This is a genomic window from Mesorhizobium sp. M0019 (assembly GCF_040323975.1).
Taxonomy (GTDB): Bacteria; Pseudomonadota; Alphaproteobacteria; order Rhizobiales; family Rhizobiaceae; genus Mesorhizobium.
This window is the reverse complement of the sequence record NZ_JAMYVK010000003.1, coordinates 48,667-65,317: the sequence shown is the minus strand read 5'-3', so window position 1 is coordinate 65,317 and position 16,651 is coordinate 48,667. Positions and strand designations below refer to the sequence as shown.

Genomic DNA, 16,651 nt, shown 5'->3' with positions numbered 1-16,651 from the left:
GTTGCCTGCCATGGACGACAACATGCCCCCGCGCCGGCAGACCGGCGACCTCACCAGTGGGCCTATCCCGCGCACCCTTTTGCTGTTTGCCCTGCCGGTGCTCGGCTCCAATGTGCTGCAGTCGCTCAACGGCTCGATCAATGCCGTGTGGGTCGGCCGTTTCCTCGGTGAAGCGGCGCTGACCGCCACGTCCAATGCCAACCTCGTGCTGTTTCTCATCCTCGGCACCGTCTTCGGCATCGGCATGGCGGCGACCATCCTGGTCGCACAATCCGTCGGCGCTCGTGACCTGCCCGAAGCCCGGCGCATCGTCGGAACCAGCGCCACCTTCTTCTTCCTCGTCTCGGTGGTGTTCGCGGTCTGCGGCTGGATCTGGGTCGATGCGATCCTCGATGCGCTCGGCACGCCGGCCGATGCGTTGCCGCTGGCGCGCTCCTATCTGCGCATCATCTTCCTCGCCGTGCCGATGATGAACCTGCTGTCCTTCGTCATGACGGTGCTGCGCGGCGCCGGCGATTCGCGCACGCCTTTCCTGTTCATGGCGCTGGCCGTCGTGCTCGACGTCGTTTTGAACCCGTTGCTCATCCTCGGCATCGGCCCGTTCCCCGAACTCGGCATCGCCGGCTCGGCCGCGTCGACGCTGATCGGCCAGACGGTAAGCGTGGTTGCCATCCTGATCGTGCTTTATGCGCGCAAGCACCCGCTTCGGCTGGCCGGCGCCAATCTCGTTCTGCTGCGGCCGGACCCGGCGCTGCTGCGCATTGTCGTCTTCAAGGGCGTGCCGATGGGCCTGCAGATGATCGTCGTTTCGGCCGCGGCGCTGACGGTGATGGGCATGGTCAACTCGTACGGCTCGCAGGTCGCGGCTGCCTACGGCATAGCCGCACAGCTCTGGACCTATATCCAGATGCCGGCGCTCGCCATCGGCGCCGCGGTGTCGTCCATGGCGGCGCAAAATGTCGGCGCCAGGCGCTGGGACCGGATTGGACGCATCGCCGCCTCCGGCGTCGGCTTCAACCTTGTGCTCACCGGCATGCTCGTCGCGCTGCTGTTCGTATTCGATCGCGCGGTGCTCAGCCTCTTCCTTGGCAGCGACAGTGCAGCAATCGAGATCGCCACTCACATCAACAAGATCGCGTCGTGGTCCTTCATCCTGTTCGGCATCACCATCGTGCTCTTCGCCACCGTGCGTGCCACCGGCGCGGTGATGCCGCCGCTGATCATCCTGGTGATCTCGGTGCTGCTGGTGCGCACCAGCTTCGCCTATTTCTTCCGAAGCGTGATCGGCGAGGAAGCTCTGTGGTGGAGCTTTCCGGCCGGCTCGATAACCTCGCTCGTGCTGGCCGCGGCCCATTATCGCTTCGGCCGCTGGCGCAGCCTGCACATGATCGAGAGCCGGCCGGCTGCCGGCGAACCGCCGGATACCGGCCTCGGCGTACCGCGCCAGCGCGCGCATCTTTCGCCCGAGACACCGAACGGCTGAAAGGTCGGCTCAGCGCGCGTATTTCGCGCCAAACCCGAGAGCGACCAGGGAAAAGACGACAATCATGCCGGCAAAGGCCAGGCTTGCCACGGTCGCACCTGCCACCGTCGACAGAACGCCGATGCCGATGACCGGCAGCGCGTTGCCGCAAAAACAGCAGATGAAGAAGGCCGAGACGACTTCGGCGCGCCGGTCCGCCGGCGCGATCTCGTTCACCACTTGCAAGCCGCCGCGATAGCCGAGCGCTGCCGCCACGCCGCACAAGGCGGTCCCGGCAATCATTATGGCCATCGAGGCGAAGACCTGCGCCGCAACAATCAGCGCGACGGTTGGGATCATCAGCGCAAGCGCCGCGAACATTGTGGCTCGGCTCGAAAGACGCGTCGTCGCCAGAATGGTGGCGGCAGCCACGATCGCCAGTTCGAAGAACAGAGCGCCAGCTTCGGCATGGTTGGTTACCTGCAGTTGCTGCGCCAGGATGCTCGGCGCCAGTGCTGCATAAAAGCCGACCAGCGACATTGCGCCAAAGCCGGTCACCGCCGGCGCGACGAAACCCGCGCGGATGTCATCAGGCACCGAAAGCCGCGGCCGCATCGAGACATCAGCCAGTTTCCCCGGCCGCGAAACGGTTTCCTGCGTGCGCCAGATCAGCAGGGTTACGATCGCAAGCATTGCCAGGTAGACGACGAATGTCAGCCTGAGCGGCCAAGGCGCGTATTCGGCGAGCAACCCGGCCCCAAGCGCACCGAGGCCGAGGCCGAGAAAATTGGTGCTGGTGGCAATCGTCGCCGCCTGTGACTTGTCGTCGGTCGGGAGCAATTCGGCGAGCCAGGCGGTGCCGGTGCCCGCGCCGACGCCGATTCCCAGTCCGCTCAGAATTCGGGCGATGTCGAGCCATGCGACATTTTCGGCGAACAGGAAAACCACCGCGCTGACCACGGCCACCGCCATCCCGGCCAATGCCATTGGACGGCGCCCGATGACATCGGACACACGCCCCAACATCAGCAGCGCCGCCAGATTGCCGATGACATAGACGGCGTAGACCAGCGTCAAAGTGATCTGCGAGAAGCCGAAGACCTGCTTGTAGATGATGTAAAGCGGCGTCAGCGCCGTGCTGCCGGCGAAAAGAGCCGCGATCATAGCGGCCACGGTGGCCGCTGCAGCGCGGCCGCCGAGTTCGTAATCGCGCGTCATGACTTGAGCGTGAGCGGTCATTTTTTCGACCTTTTGCTGTTCGGGATCTGACATCCTAACGCCTTTTTCGCGTCAGCCGTTCCCCCTCCCCGGCTTGCTCCTGACAAGTTTGGCAGCTTTGCCGATGGCGCTGAGCGAGATCCTCTTTTAACTTCAGCGGATTGTCAGGGGAGATTCATGGGCAAGGGACGAGTCGAGGCATTCACCGATGGCGTGGTCGCCATCATCATCACCATCATGGTGCTGGAATTGAAGGTGCCGCATGGCGAGGATTTTTCCGCGCTGGCACCACTCTGGCCGATCTTCCTCAGCTATGTGCTGTCCTTCATCAATGTCGGCATCTACTGGAACAATTTGCACAACATGTTCCATACCGTGCAGCGGGTCGACGGCCGCGTGCTGTGGGCGAACCTCAACCTGCTGTTCTGGCTATCGCTGATGCCGGCGACGACAGCCTTCATGGGTGAGAACCATTTCGCGCCGGTGCCGGTTGCCGTCTATGGCGTCGACCTGGCGCTCTGCGCCATCGGCTTCAACATCCTCACCATGGCCCTGCATCGACTGCACGGCAACGAGACTCTCTTCGCCAGGGCGTTGGGCAATGACCTCAAGGGAAAGATCTCGCTGGTCCTCTATCTTTCCGCCATCGCGCTGACCTTCGTCAATCACTGGATCGGTGTCTCGATCTATGTCCTGGTGGCGATGATCTGGTTCGTGCCGGACAGGCGCTTCGAGCGGCTGATCGAGAAATAGGCCCCTTCTAGCCTCGCATTGCTTTCAGCTTTTCCGCTACCGAAGCGGCAAGGTCGGCGTAGCGCTCCTCCAGCCGCTCGGCCGCCTTGATCACTGAAAAATCATGGCCGAATTTCTCAAGCGCCATACGCAGCTTTTCGACGAACTCCGCCTGTTTTTCGAGCGCCGAAAACAGCGTTTTCACTTGCGCTTCGCTGATGTCGGGATTGGCAAGCATTTGCGGCACTTCGCGGCTCATCTGGTCGCCGGTTGCGGTCTGTTCTTTCAGGATCTCGATCCAGTCGGTCAATCGTCAGTCTCCTTTTTCGATATCAGCATGCGCAGCGCCCGCCGATGCGGTCAACCCGAAGATGCCGGCACCGGCTTGCGCGAGCCTCTTTCCGCGCTAAGTTCGCCGCGGCCAGAACAGGAGAAAATCATGACCACCGACGCCGAGATCCAGACCGCCCTGCCCGCACTTGCCTCCGGCAATGTCGCCGTCATCACTGGCGCGGCCAGCGGCATCGGCCTTGCCGCGGCCAAACGGCTGGCGGCGATGGGCATGAACATCGTGTTGGTCGATATTGGCGGCGCACGCCTCGATGAGGCCCGACGCGCCGTCGCCGCCATCGCCGGCGACAGCGCCGTACTTGCCGTCGCCACCGATGTCTCGAAGGCCGACGAACTCGACCGGCTGGCCGAAAGGACATTCGGCGCCTTCGGCGACGTATCGCTGCTGATGAACAATGCCGGCGTCGGCAACAATCCCGGCAAGCCGTGGGAGAACCGCGACGCCTGGAAACGGCTGCTGGATATCAATTTCTGGGGCGTCGTGCATGGCGTCGAGGCCTTTGCGCCGCGCATGCTGGCGGCGGGAAAGCCGGGCCTGATCGTCAACACCGGCTCCAAGCAAGGCATCACCACGCCGCCCGGCAACCTCGCCTACAACGTTTCCAAGGCGGGCGTGAAGACCTATACCGAAGGCCTGGCGCACGCGCTGCGCAACGAGCCGGGCGCCAGTGTCGCGGCGCATCTGCTTATCCCCGGGTTCACTTTTACCGGCCTGACCGAAGGTGCGACCGAAAAGCCGGCCGGCGCCTGGACCGGCGAGCAGGTCATCGACTTCATGCTGGCCTCGCTACTGCGTGGCGATTTCTACATCCTGTGTCCCGATAACGAGGCGACCCGGTCCATGGACGAAAAGCGCATGGCCTGGGCGATTGGCGACCTCATCGAGAATCGCCCTGCCCTGTCGCGCTGGCACCCGGACTACAAAGATGCTTTCGCGGCATTCATGACACGCACCGCATGATCCCGAACCGAAGATCACAGTAGCAAAGAATCGGATCCGATCTTCGCAGGTATGCGCCGGACCTTTATATTACGCCGCCGCGTGCTTCTTCGTGTTCCGCTTCTTCGCCATGGCTTTCTCGGCTGACAACTCGGCAAGCTTCTGATCATGCCGCTTCGCTGCCTGTTCGCATTTCTTGCGGATCTCTTCGACCTCGGTCTCAGTCAGGTGTTCGATACCGATGAAGGTGTTCTGGGCTGTGCTGACCCGGATCAATTCGTCGAGCTTCGCCTGGATCGCGGCGCCATCGCGGTTCTGGGTGTTCTGGATGAGAAACACCATCAGGAAGGTGACGACCGTCGTGCCGGTGTTGATGACGAGCTGCCAGGTGTCCGAAAAGCCGAACATCGGCCCGCTTGCCGCCCAGACGACGATGATCAGGAAACAGACGGCAAACGTCGGCGGCAGGCCGGCAAAATGGGCGACGTTGTTGGCGATCCTGGTGAAAAGCTTCTCAATCATTCAAACTCCCTCAACAGCCGGGCGACGAACCCGGACGGAAGCCGAGTTCATTGTGTCTGCAGAAACAGTTGGCAGCCGCTCCTGGTTCCCTCGTGGCGGAAGGTCGCGGGTACATTGTTGGAGGAGCAGATCGCGCAGGCCGTCGGACCGCTTGCAGATACGCCCGAAGTCAGGCGGCGCCGTTTTCCCAGCGGTCGAGGAAAGCCTCGATGGGCAAGGCCTGCATGTCGGGGACTGCCCTGGCCAGTTTCTCGAGCGGCCAGTCCCACCATGCAAGCCGTTCGATCCGGGCCGCAGTTTCCGCGCTGAAGCGCTGCCGCACTGGCCTGGCCGGAACGCCGGCGACGATTGCATAGGCCGGCACGTGGTGCGTCACCACCGCGTTGGCACCGACGATCGCGCCGTTGCCGATCACTACGCCAGGCATGATCACGGCGCCATGGCCGATCCAGACATCATGGCCGATGCTGACGGCTTTCGCCCGCCGCCGGTCGCGGAACGCCTGATCGACACCCAGCCAGCGGAAATACTCGTTGGGCCGATAGCTGATCTTGTGCTGCGTCAGCCGCTCGACCGGATGCTCCAGCGCATTGATGCGGCTGTTGGCGGCGATCGAGCAGAATTTGCCGATCGTCGTATAGATCGCCTCGGCGTGGCGCTCGAAGTAGGAAAAGTCGCCGACCGTCACCTCGCGCAGGATGACCCGCTCGCCGATCGACGCGTAGCGTCCAAGCTTGCACGCCTTCAGCTCCGCCGTCGGATGGATGCGCGGCTCGGGATCTTTCAGGACAAGGTGTTCGGGACGGTCCATGCGCGCGCTTTACGCCCGCGCGCATAGTCTCGCAAGCCGAGTGCAGCGCCGCGCATCCGTTTGGACGCGCCAAGGACCCTGTAGCACCTTCCAGTCTCTATTTCGGCTTGCCGCTGGTCCACACCACGTTCTGGCCGTAGAGCGGCACGGTGGTGACCGACATTTTTGCCGAGCCATCCTGCACCTGGCGTGAATGCGACAGGTAGATCAGAGTCTCGTTGGCCCTGTCGTAGATGCGGTTCACCACCTGCTTTTTCCAGATCAGGCTGATGCCTTGCTTGAACACCTCCTCGCCGGCCTCGCTCATGTCGATGTCGCCAATGGTGATCGGCCCGGTCTGGCGGCAGGAGATCGAGGAATCGGACGGGTCCTCGAACCAGTTGCCTTTCTGCAGGCGGTCGATCACGCCACGGTCGAAATAGGAGACGTGGCAGGTCACGCCCTCGACCTTCGGATCCTTGATCGCCTCGACGATGATATCGTTGCCGAGCCAATCGACGCCGACCTTGCCGACCTCCTCGGCGGCGGCCGCGCCGGTGCCAATGACAAGGCATGCGGCTAACGCGCCGCCAATCAGTTTTCGCAAAGAGGCCTCCTGCGGTTCGAATTTTGCCGACCTCAGGTGGGACAAACGGCAGCGCTTTGCAAGCAGATCGCCTCCCCACAGGATTGCCGGTTGCGGCAACGCGACATCTTTGCGTGTGCTGTCCTGAGCATTATAGGTGTTGCCTTTAGTGAGAACGGAGTGGCACTTAACATGTTGTCGTTTGCAGACCCGTGCTTTTCATTGCTTTTCCGTTCAAGAGCAGCATCCTAAAATGTACAGTGACGCCTCCCCTATGATGCGCTTTATCCTTGTCGGCATCCTCGTGCTAATGGCAATTGGGATCGGTGCTCTAACCGTCAAATCGTATCTTCCCTACTACAGCGGCAAGCCGTACGGCGAGCCTTTCACGCTGGTCGACCAGAAGGGCTCGCCGGTCACCGAAGCCGCGTTTCGCGGCCACCCCAGCGTCGTCTTCTTCGGCTTCACGCACTGTCCGGAAGTCTGCCCGACCACGCTTTTCGAGTTGGCCGGGTGGCTGAAGACGATGGGCGACGACGGCAAGAACCTGCGTGCCTATTTCGTTACGGTCGACCCGGAGCGCGATACGCCCGAAATCATGAACACCTATGTCAGCAATTTCTCCGATCGCATCCTCGGCATATCAGGCGATCCCGACAAGGTCCACGCCATGGCCAAGTCCTTCGGCATCTACTGGAAGAAAGTCGACACGAACGACGGCGACTACACGATGGACCACACTGCTTCGGTGCTGCTGCTCAACGCCAAGGGCGATTTCGCCGGCACCATTGCCTATGGCGAAAGCCCGGATGCCGCCATCGCCAAGCTCAAACGGCTGGCGGCGGAAGGTTGACACATCCGGTAATGACGCAGACGCGTTTGTATTTCACCGCGGGCAAGATCGAGGCTGACCGCATCTTTGCGGCGCTCGGTGCGGCATTCGACGATGAGGGCCTGCCGATTGCGGTGCTCGAGGTCGACGAGGACCGCGACATCCACGAAGTATCGCTCTATGCCGACGACGACGTCGATGCGGTCGAGGCGCGGCTTAGGGACATCCTTGCCGGACTGTCGCTGTCGAAACCGATAGCGCGCGAAGCGCTGCCCGACATCGACTGGGTGGCGCGCTCGCTGGAGGGATTGAAACCGGTGCGGGCCGGGCGCTTCTTCGTCCATGGCGCGCATGACCGCAGGAAGCGCCACAGCGGCGAGCTCGCCATCGAGATCGAGGCCGGCCTTGCCTTCGGTACCGGCCATCACGGCACCACCGCCGGCTGCCTCGAAATGCTGGAGCAGGTCATACGGCGAGAGCATCCGCGCAACGCGCTCGACCTTGGCACCGGCAGCGCGGTGCTCGCCATCGCAGCGGCCAGGCTCGCGCATGTTCCGGTGCTGGCGACCGACATCGACCCGGTCGCCGTCAAGGTGGCCGGCGCCAATGCGCGGCTGAACCAGGTCAAGGGGCTCATTGAAACGGTGGCGGCGCCCGGTTTTCATCACCCGATCTTTGCCGCGCGTGCGCCCTTCGACCTGATCGTCGCCAACATATTGGCGCGGCCGCTGATGCGTCTGGCGCCGCAAATGGCCGGACATATCGCGATCGGTGGCTCGATCGTTTTGTCGGGCATCCTCGAGCGCCAGCGCGATGCGGTAATCGCGGCCTATGTCGGCCAGAAATTCCGGCACGTCCGCACCTTGCACCGCGAGGGCTGGGTGACGATTCACCTCAAACGCTGAGGCGCTGCGCCTTCAACGCAAGCCGGAATCAGCTCGGACCTAGCGCGAGTTCGCCGCTTTCTTCAGCTGTTCGCGATCGTAGCCGTGAGCTTTCAGCGTTTCGTCGTCAAAGCCAAGCAGAACGCCGCTCACATACCGGCTCGCCTCGCGCTGGCGAGCTTCGATCAGCGCTTTCACAGCGTTTCTGAAAAATCCGCGTCTAGGTGAAATCGTGGACATGACGGTCTCCTTTGCAGGGCAATAGGACTCTTTCCTCCACGTGAAGAAGGTAAGCCTTGCTGACGCTTTTTGAAATCGCCGATTCTGCATGGCCTCCATGCGCAAAGAGACACGCGGCAACCGGGAATGATCGTTCCGAAAATCGATTCCGATTTTCGAGGTCATGCGCTACGGTCGCGCCAGCATTCGAGGAGAGCCGACATGTTCCAGACCTTCGATTCCGCCGGCGATCCGGCCGTTGGCAAGCCGCGCGTAGCAATGCTGCGCCAATGGTTGGCGGCGAACGGGCTGGATGGCTTCATTGTGCCCCGTGCCGACGAGCACCAGGGCGAATATGTCGCCGATCGCTCGGCACGGCTGAAATGGCTGACCGGCTTCAGCGGCTCGGCCGGAGTCGCCATTGTGCTTGGCGAGCGCGCCGTCATGTTTGTCGACGGGCGCTACACGCTGCAGGTGCGCCAGGAGGTCGATCTCGACATCTTTTCGATCGAGAGCCTTGTCGACAACCCGCCGGCCAACTGGATCAAGGACAATCTCGGCAAGGGCGTGCGGTTGGGCTTCGATCCGTGGCTCCATACGATCAGTGACGTCAAGGCGCTGAAGGCCTCGGCCGAGAAATCAGGCGCGATACTGGTGCCGCTCGAAGAGAATCCAATCGACGCCATCTGGCAGGACCAGCCCGGGCCGCCACTGGGGCCGGTCGAGATCCACCCGATCGGCTTTGCCGGCGAACTGGCCAAGGACAAGCTGGTGCGGCTGGCGGCGGCCACCGAGAAGGACGGCGCCACCCATGCCGTGCTGACCGACCCCTCCTCCATTGCCTGGGCGTTCGACATCCGTGGCGGCGACGTACCGCACACACCGCTGGCGCTCGGCTTTGCCGTGCTCGCCGCCGACGGCTCGCATCTGCTTTTCATGGACCAGCGCAAGTTTTCGCGCACCGTCGCGGCCTACCTGACGCAGCTCGCCGAATTGCACGAACCAGGTGAATTCGAGACGGCAATCGTCACCCGGGCCAAGGGCGGCGCAAAAATCGCGCTGGACCCGGTTCTCGCGGCGGACAAGCTCAGAATGCTGGTCGAGGATAATGGCGGCACCGTCATTGCCACGGCCGATCCGGCCCGCATTCCACGCGCAACAAAGAACAAAGCTGAGATCGCCGGCGCACGCGCCGCACATCGCCGCGACGGCGCCGCGGTCGCCAAGCTGCTGTGCTGGCTCGACCGCCAGAAGCCCGGCACGCTCGACGAAATCGCCGTTGTCACCAGGCTTGAGGAGACGCGCCGTCAGACCGGCGAAGAAACGCAGATGCCGCTGCGCGACGTATCGTTCGATACCATCTCCGGCGCTGGTCCTAACGGCGCCATCATGCACTACCGCGTCTCCCGCGCCACCAATCGCAAGCTGGGGGATGGCGAGCTGTTCCTGCTCGATTCCGGCGGGCAGTACCAGGACGGCACCACCGACATTACCCGCACCGTGCCGATCGGCACGCCAACGGAAGAGATGCGCGAACGCTTCACGCTGGTGCTGAAAGGCATGATCGGCATCTCCATGCTGCGCTTCCCCCAGGGCACGCGCGGCTCCGAAATCGATGCAGTGGCGCGCCTGGCGCTATGGAGACACGGCTGCGATTTCGCCCATGGCACCGGGCACGGTGTCGGCTCCTATCTTGCCGTGCATGAGGGCCCGCAGCGTATCGCCAAGACCGGTACCGAAAAGCTGCTGGCCGGCATGATCGTCTCCAACGAGCCCGGCTATTACAAGGAAGGTTCCTACGGCATCCGCATCGAGAACTTGATTCTGGTGACACCGGCCGAGGCAATCGAGGGCGGCGACATCGCCATGCACGCCTTCGAGACACTGACGCTGGCGCCGATCGACAAGCGGCTGGTCCGATCGGACCTTTTAACCCGCGACGAGTTGCATTGGCTTGACGAATACCATGCGCGCGTACTGGCCGAGATCGGACCGATGCTCGACGGCGAAACGCTGGCCTGGCTGGAAAAGGCAACCGCGCCGCTGCCGCACGACTTCAAGCAATAGCCGCGGCGGCATCGCCGGTTGACAGGCTTTGCTCCGCAAGCAGTCCCTGCAAAGCGGTGACGTTGGGAGAACCGGCTCCCTTGCGCCAGAACAACACCGTGACGGCGTTGTCTTCGTCAGAGGGCAGTTCGTGCAGCTTTAGCCAGCGGCTTTCCGGGAAACCCGAAAGCACGCTGTTCGGCATCAGCGCTATGCCCATGCCAGCCACCACGCAACCAAGGATGGCATGGTATGAACCAAGCTCGATGGTTTTCTCGGCCATGAACCCTCTGCGCGCATACCATTGTTCCAGCCGCTTGCGGTGCGGACAGCCGTGCTCGAAGGCTATCATGGTTTTGGGCATGTCCAGGTGGTCTTCGACCGAAACGCGCGATGCCGCCGAGACAATGACCAGCTGCTCGTGGAATGCGGGCAGCTTTTCGAACGGAACGTCAGCGATCGGCTCGGCGGCGAACGCAGCATCGAGCTCACCGGCAAGCATGGCGGTCGCGAGAACCTGCGGATTGCCGGTGCGCAACTGGATTTCCACTTCGGGATGCCGTGCATGGTATTCGGCGAGCAGACTTGGAAGCCGTGCCGCAGCGGTGCTCTCCATAGCACCTAGGCGAAGAGTGCCGCGCGGGCGTGGATCGAGCATCGCCGTTCGCGCCTCCTCCGCAAGCGCCAGCAGCCGATCCGCGTAGCCGACCAATCTGTGACCGGCCGGCGATACGTGCAGGCGCTTGCCCTCCCGGATAAACAGCTGCACGCCGAGATCCTCCTCGAGCTGCCGGATGCGTGTGGTCACGTTCGACTGCACGCGAAACAGTTTTTCCGCCGCCCTGGTGATTCCACCCTCGCGCACCACCGTGCGGAAGATGCGCAGATCGGCCAAATCCATACATCTCTCCTGGAGAACATAACGATCTTAATTATTCATTTTAACTGATTACGCCTTTCCCGTAAATCGCCGGTGTAGCTGCCGATCAACACGGCAAACCAGGGGAGATGGAAATGTCGCGTGAGCCCTTCGGCATCCAGCCGATCGATCTAAGCGCATTGACGCCGAAGCAGCGCGAAGCGCTCTATAGCGACGCCGTGCTTGGCGCCCACCAGGAGAGAGCGGAGGCGATCCGGCTGAGCCTGTCGCGGGTCGGCGCGGCAATAGTCGCTGCGGTAAAGCGCATGTGTGCTCTCGCCGCCAAAGCAAAAGTCGATCAGCCGACGAGCTGCCGCGCGAGGATCAGCACGGCAGCACCCGCCAGGAACATCGCCATCAGACCGCCGCGCAGTGAGACAAGGCCGGCAACGATCAAGGCTGCCCATTCCGCCGGCCCGGCGCTGAGCGCCGCCGGCGCCACCAGCGTGGTCAGCACCGCCGCCGGAACGGCGCTGAGCCCGGCCTCGACGCGCGGATGGATATGGTCGAAGCGGGAGATCACCAGATGACCGCCGATGCGGGTCAGATAGGTCGCGATGGAACCGGCGATGATGATCCACAAGGTCGTGCTCATGGCCGTGCCTCCACGCCGCTGTGGCGGGGCGGCAGGATGACGGCGAGCAGCACGCCGGCCAGCGCACCGATGGAGACATGCCAGGGCGAGCCGACCGTTTTGTATGCAATGATGGAGGCGGCAGCGCTGGCGACGACCACCGGCAGCCACAGCGGCCGCTTGCGGAAGCTCATGACCAGGCCGAGAAAATAGATCGGCAGCAGGAAATCGATGCCCAACGCATGGGTGTCGGGAATAAGCTTGCCGAACATCGCGCCGAGCGCGCTTTCGATGATCCAGAACACATAGACCGGCAGCCCAAGCCCCATATACCAGGTGAACCCGACGGTCTCGCCGGCCTCAGCCTTGCGCTCGGCCACCGCGAACTGCGGATCGGTAAGCACGAAGTAGCCTATCGCCTGCTGGATCAGCGGCCAATGCGCGATGCGTCGGCCGATGCCAGCCGAATAGAGCACATGGCGAAAATTCACCGCGAAGATCGACAGCACGATCAGCCACGGCGCGACATGCTGGCCGAACAGCTCGATGCCGACCATCTGGCTGGCGCCGCCGAACACCGTTGCGCTCATCAGGAACGCTTCGAGCACGGAAAACCCGTTGTCGACTGCGAGCGCACCGAACAGCAATGCAAACGGCGCCGACGCCACCACGACGGGCATGCTGAGCCGCACGCCGTCCCAGAAATCGCTTTTCGCACTGTTTTCGGAGATTGCTTCCGCCGACATCGACCGCTCCTCGGGAACGGCCGTATGTAGAGAGAGCGGCCCGGCTTGTCACACCAATTCGCTTGAGGCGAACGATCAGCAAATTTCGATGATGTCCAACTAAAACCTGAGCTCCACAAACGACGCCTCAAATCCGGACCACTCTAAAACTTTTTGAATATATCTTTTCAGTTGATTCCTAGAAATGTTTGTATCGAACCACCAATCCCCATTTAATCTCTCAGCACTTTTTTCAACTAATTCGGGGTTACCCGGATATATCTCAACGTTTTTCTTTGCAACGACCCTGCGTCCACGTGGAGTCCGGTACGTTGATATTCTCTCAATTGCGCCCTTTTTTGTCTTTTCCATCGCCAAAATGACCGCCTTCAAAACCTCCTTCAGACTATGGCGGACCATTCGCTCGCCATTCACGACAAACTCATACTCCCCTCCCCTCCGCCCATGTCGAACGCGACCTGACTCAAGCTCCATCTGAGCCATTTGGCTCACGTTTCCATTGCTGCCAATCCCAAAGACACGCTTCACAATGTCCAGTTGGGTTTCGGACATGTTCAGCCGATGGGCTTCAATCGCCTTATGCAAATGCAGATCAATCGGGAGCGTGGTCATAGGCTTCACCTCATAAGACACATTCTCTCTTATAAGAGAAGAGAGCAGAGTAGCACCTGGCTGTCAAGGCAGACGCGGACGCTGCAAGTAGATCAGTTGCCCTGAGGGAACCACGTTTCCGCAACCTTGCCTTCGATCGTCCTGCCCCAGTCGAGCAGCGGTTTTGCCCGCATGGCGAAGTCGACAAGCTCGTCGACCAATCCAGCTCCGTAGATATCCGCCGGCTCGATTGCGTGCCGGACGGCAAAATGCCGGTTGCGGATCGCGGTAGCGAGATCGGGCTCGGCGATATGCTCGAAGCCGCGCGGCGTGCGCTTCATGCAGCCGTCCGGGTCGAGCTCGAGGCCGTTCTTCTTCAGCGCCGCGACGAGGCTGCGGAATTCAGCGGGCCGCTTCGCGATTGCGTTGCGCAGCGCCAGCAATAGCTCCGGTCCGGGCTGCCACCAGGCAATGGCGGCAAAGCAGCGCCCGAGCCCGATATGGACGTAAAACACGCCCTGTTCCATCTTGGTGCCGTCGGGCGAAAGGATCGCCGACAAATGCCGGTTATAAGGCCGTTTGTCCTTGGCGAAACGCACATCGCGATTGATCCGGAACAGCGACTTCTTGCGGTCGCCGCGCAGGCCGAGCCCCAATGCCATGAAGCGCTCGGAGAGCGTCTCGACCAGATCGCCGAAGGGATCGCGCAGGTCGCGTTCGAAAAGGTCGCGGTTTTCCAAAAACCACTCCCGGCTCTGATGAAAATCCAGCGCCTTGAGGAAGGGAATGGCCTTTTGCCCAAAACCGTTGAACGCAGCCGCCATCACCCGCCCTTGCCGATCCGCTGCAACCAGGTGTCCTCGTCGATCACCTCGATGCCGAATTTGGTCGCGTCCTTCAGCTTGGAACCGGCGCCTGGCCCTGCCACCAGGAGATCGGTCTTCGCAGAAACCGAGCCGGCGACCTTCGCGCCGAGACGTTCGGCCATCGCCTTGGCCTCCGGGCGCGTCATCTTTTCCAGCGTGCCTGTAAACACAATTGTCTTGCCGGCGACCGCACTATCGGCTGAGACGTTCACAATGTACGGCTTCGGATGGATCTGTGTGAGCAGTGCTTCAAGCACGGCGTCGTTGCGTTCATTGCCGAAGAAATCGCGAAGGGCGCCTATCACCGTATCGCCAATGCCGTTGATCGAAGGAAAAACGGTGTGTGGATCGGCTGCCGCTGCTGTCTCCTTGCCAATGCGGATCAACTCCTCGATCGTCGAGAAGGTTCGGGCGAGCACAGCGGCCGTCGTTTCGCCGATATGGCGGATGCCCAGGGCAAAGATGAAGCGATCAAGTTCCGGTTCGCGGCGAGCGTCGATGGCAGCGAAGAGCTTGTCGAGGCCGTCATAGTTGCGTTCCTCGACGCTGCGTACATTCTTGCGCGTTTTGCCCGATGCGGCCTCGCGCTGCCTGGCCTGCTCCTCCCGTCGCTCCGCCAGCGCCTTGGTGACGGCGGGACGGCGGTCCCGGAGGGTGAAGATATCGGCGGCTGTCTTGACCAACCCGGCATTGAAGAACAGGTCTATGTTTTCGGCGCCCAGGCCTTCGATATCCATGGCGCCGCGCGACACAAAGTGGCGTAATCCTTCCACGGCCTGCGCGGGGCAGATCAGCTCGCCGGTGCACCGTCGGCGGGAATCTTCCTTGCCGGTCTTCTCGTTGATCTCGCGCGTTGCCGGCGAGCCGCAGATCGGACATTTGTGCGGGAATTCGTAGGGCACCGCATCTGGCGGACGCTTGTCGGCTACGACGCTGACGATCTGCGGAATGACGTCCCCTGCCCGCTGGATGACCACCGTGTCGCCGATACGCACATCATAGCCGTCGCGGATCGGCTGGCCGTTGCTGTCCAGGCCCTTGATGTAGTCTTCGTTGTGAAGCGTGACATTTTCGACCACGACGCCGCCGACCGTGACGGGCGCAAGCCGGGCAACGGGCGCCAGCGTACCGGTACGGCCGACCTGAATGTCGATCCTGAGCACGGTCGTCATCGCCTGTTCGGCCGGAAATTTGTGAGCGATCGCCCAGCGTGGTTCGCCGGTGACAAAGCCCCATCTGCGCTGCAACTCCAATTGGTCGACCTTGTAGACGACGCCGTCGATGTCGTAGCCCAGCGATGAGCGCTGGGTCTCGATTAGGTGATAGTGCGCGACGAGTTCCTCGACCGATCTTGCCCGGACCATCAGCGGGCTGACCTTGAATCCCCACTCCGCGAATTTTTGCACGGAATCGTATTGGGTCGGAGCTGGATCCTTTGAAGTATAGCCCCAAGCGTAAGCAAAGAATTTAAGATTGCGGCTGGCGGTAACTAACGGGTCCTTTTGGCGGAGCGATCCGGCCGCCGTGTTACGCGGATTGACGTAATCCTGGCCGCCTATCGCCGCCGAACGTTGCTTCAGCGCCTCGAATTCCGCGTAGGTCATATAGACCTCACCGCGTATTTCGATGACCTCGGGCCAGTCCGATCCCTTCAAGGTCTTGGGAATATCGGCGATGGTCTTGAGATTGGCGGTGATGTCCTCGCCGACGACGCCGTCGCCGCGCGTTGCTCCCTGCACGAACACACCGCCTTCGTACCGCAGGGAAGCCGATAGCCCGTCGATCTTCGGCTCCGCCGTGAAGGCGATGTTCAGATCCTTGTCGCGGTCAAAGAATCGCCGGCCCCGTTCTATGAAGTCCGCGACGTCCTGGTCGGTATAGGCCTTGGCAAGGCTGAGCATCGGCACCGCGTGGCGCACCTTGGCAAAACCTTCCGCCGGCGGCGCGCCGACCCTGCGTGAGGGCGAATCCTCGCGCACAAGATGCGGGAACCGCTGCTCGATGGCGAGGTTGCGCCGCGTCAGCGCGTCATATTCCGCATCCGTGATTATCGGCGCGTCCTCGCCATGGTAGCGCCGGTCGTGCTCGGCGATCTCCTGCGCCAACCGCTTCAACTCGCTTGCCGCCTCGCTTTCGCTGAGCGAATCGACTGGTTTTTCGTCCATGCACTGCTCCCTCCACGGTGGCGCGACACAATAGAACAGGATTCTCTCACGAGGGAGAGACCAGGCACGGAAAATCATTCCTGAACAGCAGGATGGCGCCAGACCCTGACTCAGGTCGCGAGCGCCGGAAACGAACTCGTCTAGAGCAATTCCAGGAAAAAGTGTGAAACGGTTTTCCGTCCGGAATCGCGCAAAACAAAGAAGTAGA

18 protein-coding genes are annotated in these 16,651 nt (G+C 62.0%); 6 read left to right on the top strand and 12 right to left on the bottom strand.

Annotated features, from left to right (window positions below; translation table 11 throughout):
- Positions 1–10 precede the first annotated feature (10 nt).
- A complete protein-coding gene (locus NKK47_RS03765; protein ID WP_352575115.1) occupies positions 11–1,483 on the top strand; it encodes an MATE family efflux transporter in 1,473 nt (490 codons plus the stop codon).
- 9 nt (positions 1,484–1,492) lie between these two features.
- On the opposite strand, the gene NKK47_RS03760 is transcribed toward NKK47_RS03765, so the two are convergent.
- A complete protein-coding gene (locus NKK47_RS03760; RefSeq protein WP_352575113.1) occupies positions 1,493–2,701 on the bottom strand; it encodes an MFS transporter in 1,209 nt (402 codons plus the stop codon).
- 156 nt (positions 2,702–2,857) lie between these two features.
- Between NKK47_RS03760 and NKK47_RS03755 the strand changes: the two genes are divergently transcribed.
- Positions 2,858–3,433: a TMEM175 family protein gene (locus tag NKK47_RS03755; RefSeq protein ID WP_023676740.1), complete on the top strand. Its 576-nt coding sequence runs from the start codon at positions 2,858–2,860 to the stop codon at positions 3,431–3,433.
- A 7-nt stretch (positions 3,434–3,440) separates the two neighbouring features.
- On the opposite strand, the gene NKK47_RS03750 is transcribed toward NKK47_RS03755, so the two are convergent.
- Positions 3,441–3,722, bottom strand: coding sequence for a hypothetical protein (locus NKK47_RS03750; protein WP_029351415.1), 282 nt, complete (start codon positions 3,720–3,722; stop codon positions 3,441–3,443).
- 129 nt (positions 3,723–3,851) lie between these two features.
- Here NKK47_RS03750 and NKK47_RS03745 point away from each other — a divergent pair, with 129 nt between their 5' ends.
- Complete coding sequence (locus tag NKK47_RS03745; RefSeq protein WP_352456548.1) at positions 3,852–4,724, top strand: SDR family NAD(P)-dependent oxidoreductase; 873 nt, start codon at positions 3,852–3,854, stop codon at positions 4,722–4,724.
- Positions 4,725–4,793: 69 nt separating this feature from the next.
- On the opposite strand, the gene NKK47_RS03740 is transcribed toward NKK47_RS03745, so the two are convergent.
- From NKK47_RS03740 to NKK47_RS03730, 3 genes are all read right to left on the bottom strand, one after another.
- The gene (locus NKK47_RS03740; protein WP_352456549.1) at positions 4,794–5,225 is read right to left on the bottom strand and encodes a low affinity iron permease family protein; all 432 of its coding nucleotides are present in this window, start codon (positions 5,223–5,225) and stop codon (positions 4,794–4,796) included.
- A gap of 169 nt (positions 5,226–5,394) precedes the next feature.
- Positions 5,395–6,036, bottom strand: coding sequence for a DapH/DapD/GlmU-related protein (locus NKK47_RS03735; RefSeq protein WP_352575111.1), 642 nt, complete (start codon positions 6,034–6,036; stop codon positions 5,395–5,397).
- Positions 6,037–6,133: 97 nt separating this feature from the next.
- Entirely contained in the window at positions 6,134–6,622 is a 489-nt protein-coding gene (locus NKK47_RS03730; RefSeq protein WP_502904971.1) for a CreA family protein, read from the bottom strand.
- Positions 6,623–6,875: 253 nt separating this feature from the next.
- Here NKK47_RS03730 and NKK47_RS03725 point away from each other — a divergent pair, with 253 nt between their 5' ends.
- Both NKK47_RS03725 and NKK47_RS03720 read left to right on the top strand, forming a co-directional pair.
- Positions 6,876–7,454 (top strand): SCO family protein, encoded by a 579-nt coding sequence (locus NKK47_RS03725; protein WP_352575109.1) that lies wholly within the window; start codon positions 6,876–6,878, stop codon positions 7,452–7,454.
- An 11-nt stretch (positions 7,455–7,465) separates the two neighbouring features.
- Positions 7,466–8,338 (top strand): 50S ribosomal protein L11 methyltransferase, encoded by an 873-nt coding sequence (locus tag NKK47_RS03720; RefSeq protein ID WP_352575108.1) that lies wholly within the window; start codon positions 7,466–7,468, stop codon positions 8,336–8,338.
- Positions 8,339–8,377: 39 nt separating this feature from the next.
- Here NKK47_RS03720 and NKK47_RS03715 read toward each other — a convergent pair whose 3' ends face one another.
- Positions 8,378–8,722 (bottom strand): hypothetical protein, encoded by a 345-nt coding sequence (locus NKK47_RS03715; protein WP_352575106.1) that lies wholly within the window; start codon positions 8,720–8,722, stop codon positions 8,378–8,380.
- A gap of 36 nt (positions 8,723–8,758) precedes the next feature.
- Between NKK47_RS03715 and NKK47_RS03710 the strand changes: the two genes are divergently transcribed.
- Positions 8,759–10,603 (top strand): aminopeptidase P family protein, encoded by a 1,845-nt coding sequence (locus NKK47_RS03710; protein WP_352575104.1) that lies wholly within the window; start codon positions 8,759–8,761, stop codon positions 10,601–10,603.
- On the opposite strand, the gene NKK47_RS03705 is transcribed toward NKK47_RS03710, so the two are convergent.
- From NKK47_RS03705 to ligA, 6 genes are all read right to left on the bottom strand, one after another.
- Complete coding sequence (locus NKK47_RS03705) at positions 10,593–11,483, bottom strand: LysR family transcriptional regulator (RefSeq protein ID WP_352575102.1); 891 nt, start codon at positions 11,481–11,483, stop codon at positions 10,593–10,595. The two genes, NKK47_RS03710 and NKK47_RS03705, sit on opposite strands and share 11 nt — an antisense overlap.
- A 316-nt stretch (positions 11,484–11,799) precedes the next feature.
- Positions 11,800–12,096 carry an AzlD family protein gene (locus NKK47_RS03700; protein WP_352456554.1) on the bottom strand — a complete coding sequence of 99 codons (297 nt, stop codon included), beginning with the start codon at positions 12,094–12,096 and terminating at the stop codon, positions 11,800–11,802.
- The gene (locus NKK47_RS03695) at positions 12,093–12,821 is read right to left on the bottom strand and encodes an AzlC family ABC transporter permease (protein WP_352575100.1); all 729 of its coding nucleotides are present in this window, start codon (positions 12,819–12,821) and stop codon (positions 12,093–12,095) included. The genes NKK47_RS03700 and NKK47_RS03695 overlap by 4 nt, the downstream gene beginning before the upstream one ends.
- 99 nt (positions 12,822–12,920) lie before the next feature.
- Positions 12,921–13,433, bottom strand: coding sequence for a hypothetical protein (locus NKK47_RS03690; RefSeq protein WP_352575098.1), 513 nt, complete (start codon positions 13,431–13,433; stop codon positions 12,921–12,923).
- Between the two features lie 92 nt (positions 13,434–13,525).
- Positions 13,526–14,236 carry a DUF2461 domain-containing protein gene (locus NKK47_RS03685; RefSeq protein WP_352575096.1) on the bottom strand — a complete coding sequence of 237 codons (711 nt, stop codon included), beginning with the start codon at positions 14,234–14,236 and terminating at the stop codon, positions 13,526–13,528.
- Complete coding sequence (ligA, locus tag NKK47_RS03680; RefSeq protein WP_352575094.1) at positions 14,236–16,443, bottom strand: NAD-dependent DNA ligase LigA; 2,208 nt, start codon at positions 16,441–16,443, stop codon at positions 14,236–14,238. The genes NKK47_RS03685 and ligA overlap by 1 nt, the downstream gene beginning before the upstream one ends.
- Between the last annotated feature and the right edge of the window lie 208 nt (positions 16,444–16,651).

Bases quoted from the DNA above. Each gene is read 5' to 3' on its own strand.
- NKK47_RS03685 (WP_352575096.1), bottom strand. From the start codon at position 14,236: ATGGCGGCTGCGTTCAACGGTTTTGGGCAAAAGGCCATTCCCTTCCTC.
- NKK47_RS03745 (WP_352456548.1), top strand. From the start codon at position 3,852: ATGACCACCGACGCCGAGATCCAGACCGCCCTGCCCGCACTTGCCTCC.
- NKK47_RS03690 (WP_352575098.1), bottom strand. From the start codon at position 13,433: ATGACCACGCTCCCGATTGATCTGCATTTGCATAAGGCGATTGAAGCC.
- NKK47_RS03735 (WP_352575111.1), bottom strand. From the start codon at position 6,036: ATGGACCGTCCCGAACACCTTGTCCTGAAAGATCCCGAGCCGCGCATC.
- ligA (WP_352575094.1), bottom strand. From the start codon at position 16,443: ATGGACGAAAAACCAGTCGATTCGCTCAGCGAAAGCGAGGCGGCAAGC.
- NKK47_RS03765 (WP_352575115.1), top strand. From the start codon at position 11: ATGGACGACAACATGCCCCCGCGCCGGCAGACCGGCGACCTCACCAGT.
- NKK47_RS03755 (WP_023676740.1), top strand. From the start codon at position 2,858: ATGGGCAAGGGACGAGTCGAGGCATTCACCGATGGCGTGGTCGCCATC.
- NKK47_RS03715 (WP_352575106.1), bottom strand. From the start codon at position 8,722: ATGACCTCGAAAATCGGAATCGATTTTCGGAACGATCATTCCCGGTTG.
- NKK47_RS03760 (WP_352575113.1), bottom strand. From the start codon at position 2,701: ATGACCGCTCACGCTCAAGTCATGACGCGCGATTACGAACTCGGCGGC.
- NKK47_RS03700 (WP_352456554.1), bottom strand. From the start codon at position 12,096: ATGAGCACGACCTTGTGGATCATCATCGCCGGTTCCATCGCGACCTAT.
- NKK47_RS03740 (WP_352456549.1), bottom strand. From the start codon at position 5,225: ATGATTGAGAAGCTTTTCACCAGGATCGCCAACAACGTCGCCCATTTT.
- NKK47_RS03695 (WP_352575100.1), bottom strand. From the start codon at position 12,821: ATGTCGGCGGAAGCAATCTCCGAAAACAGTGCGAAAAGCGATTTCTGG.
- NKK47_RS03720 (WP_352575108.1), top strand. From the start codon at position 7,466: ATGACGCAGACGCGTTTGTATTTCACCGCGGGCAAGATCGAGGCTGAC.
- NKK47_RS03710 (WP_352575104.1), top strand. From the start codon at position 8,759: ATGTTCCAGACCTTCGATTCCGCCGGCGATCCGGCCGTTGGCAAGCCG.
- NKK47_RS03705 (WP_352575102.1), bottom strand. From the start codon at position 11,483: ATGGATTTGGCCGATCTGCGCATCTTCCGCACGGTGGTGCGCGAGGGT.
- NKK47_RS03725 (WP_352575109.1), top strand. From the start codon at position 6,876: ATGATGCGCTTTATCCTTGTCGGCATCCTCGTGCTAATGGCAATTGGG.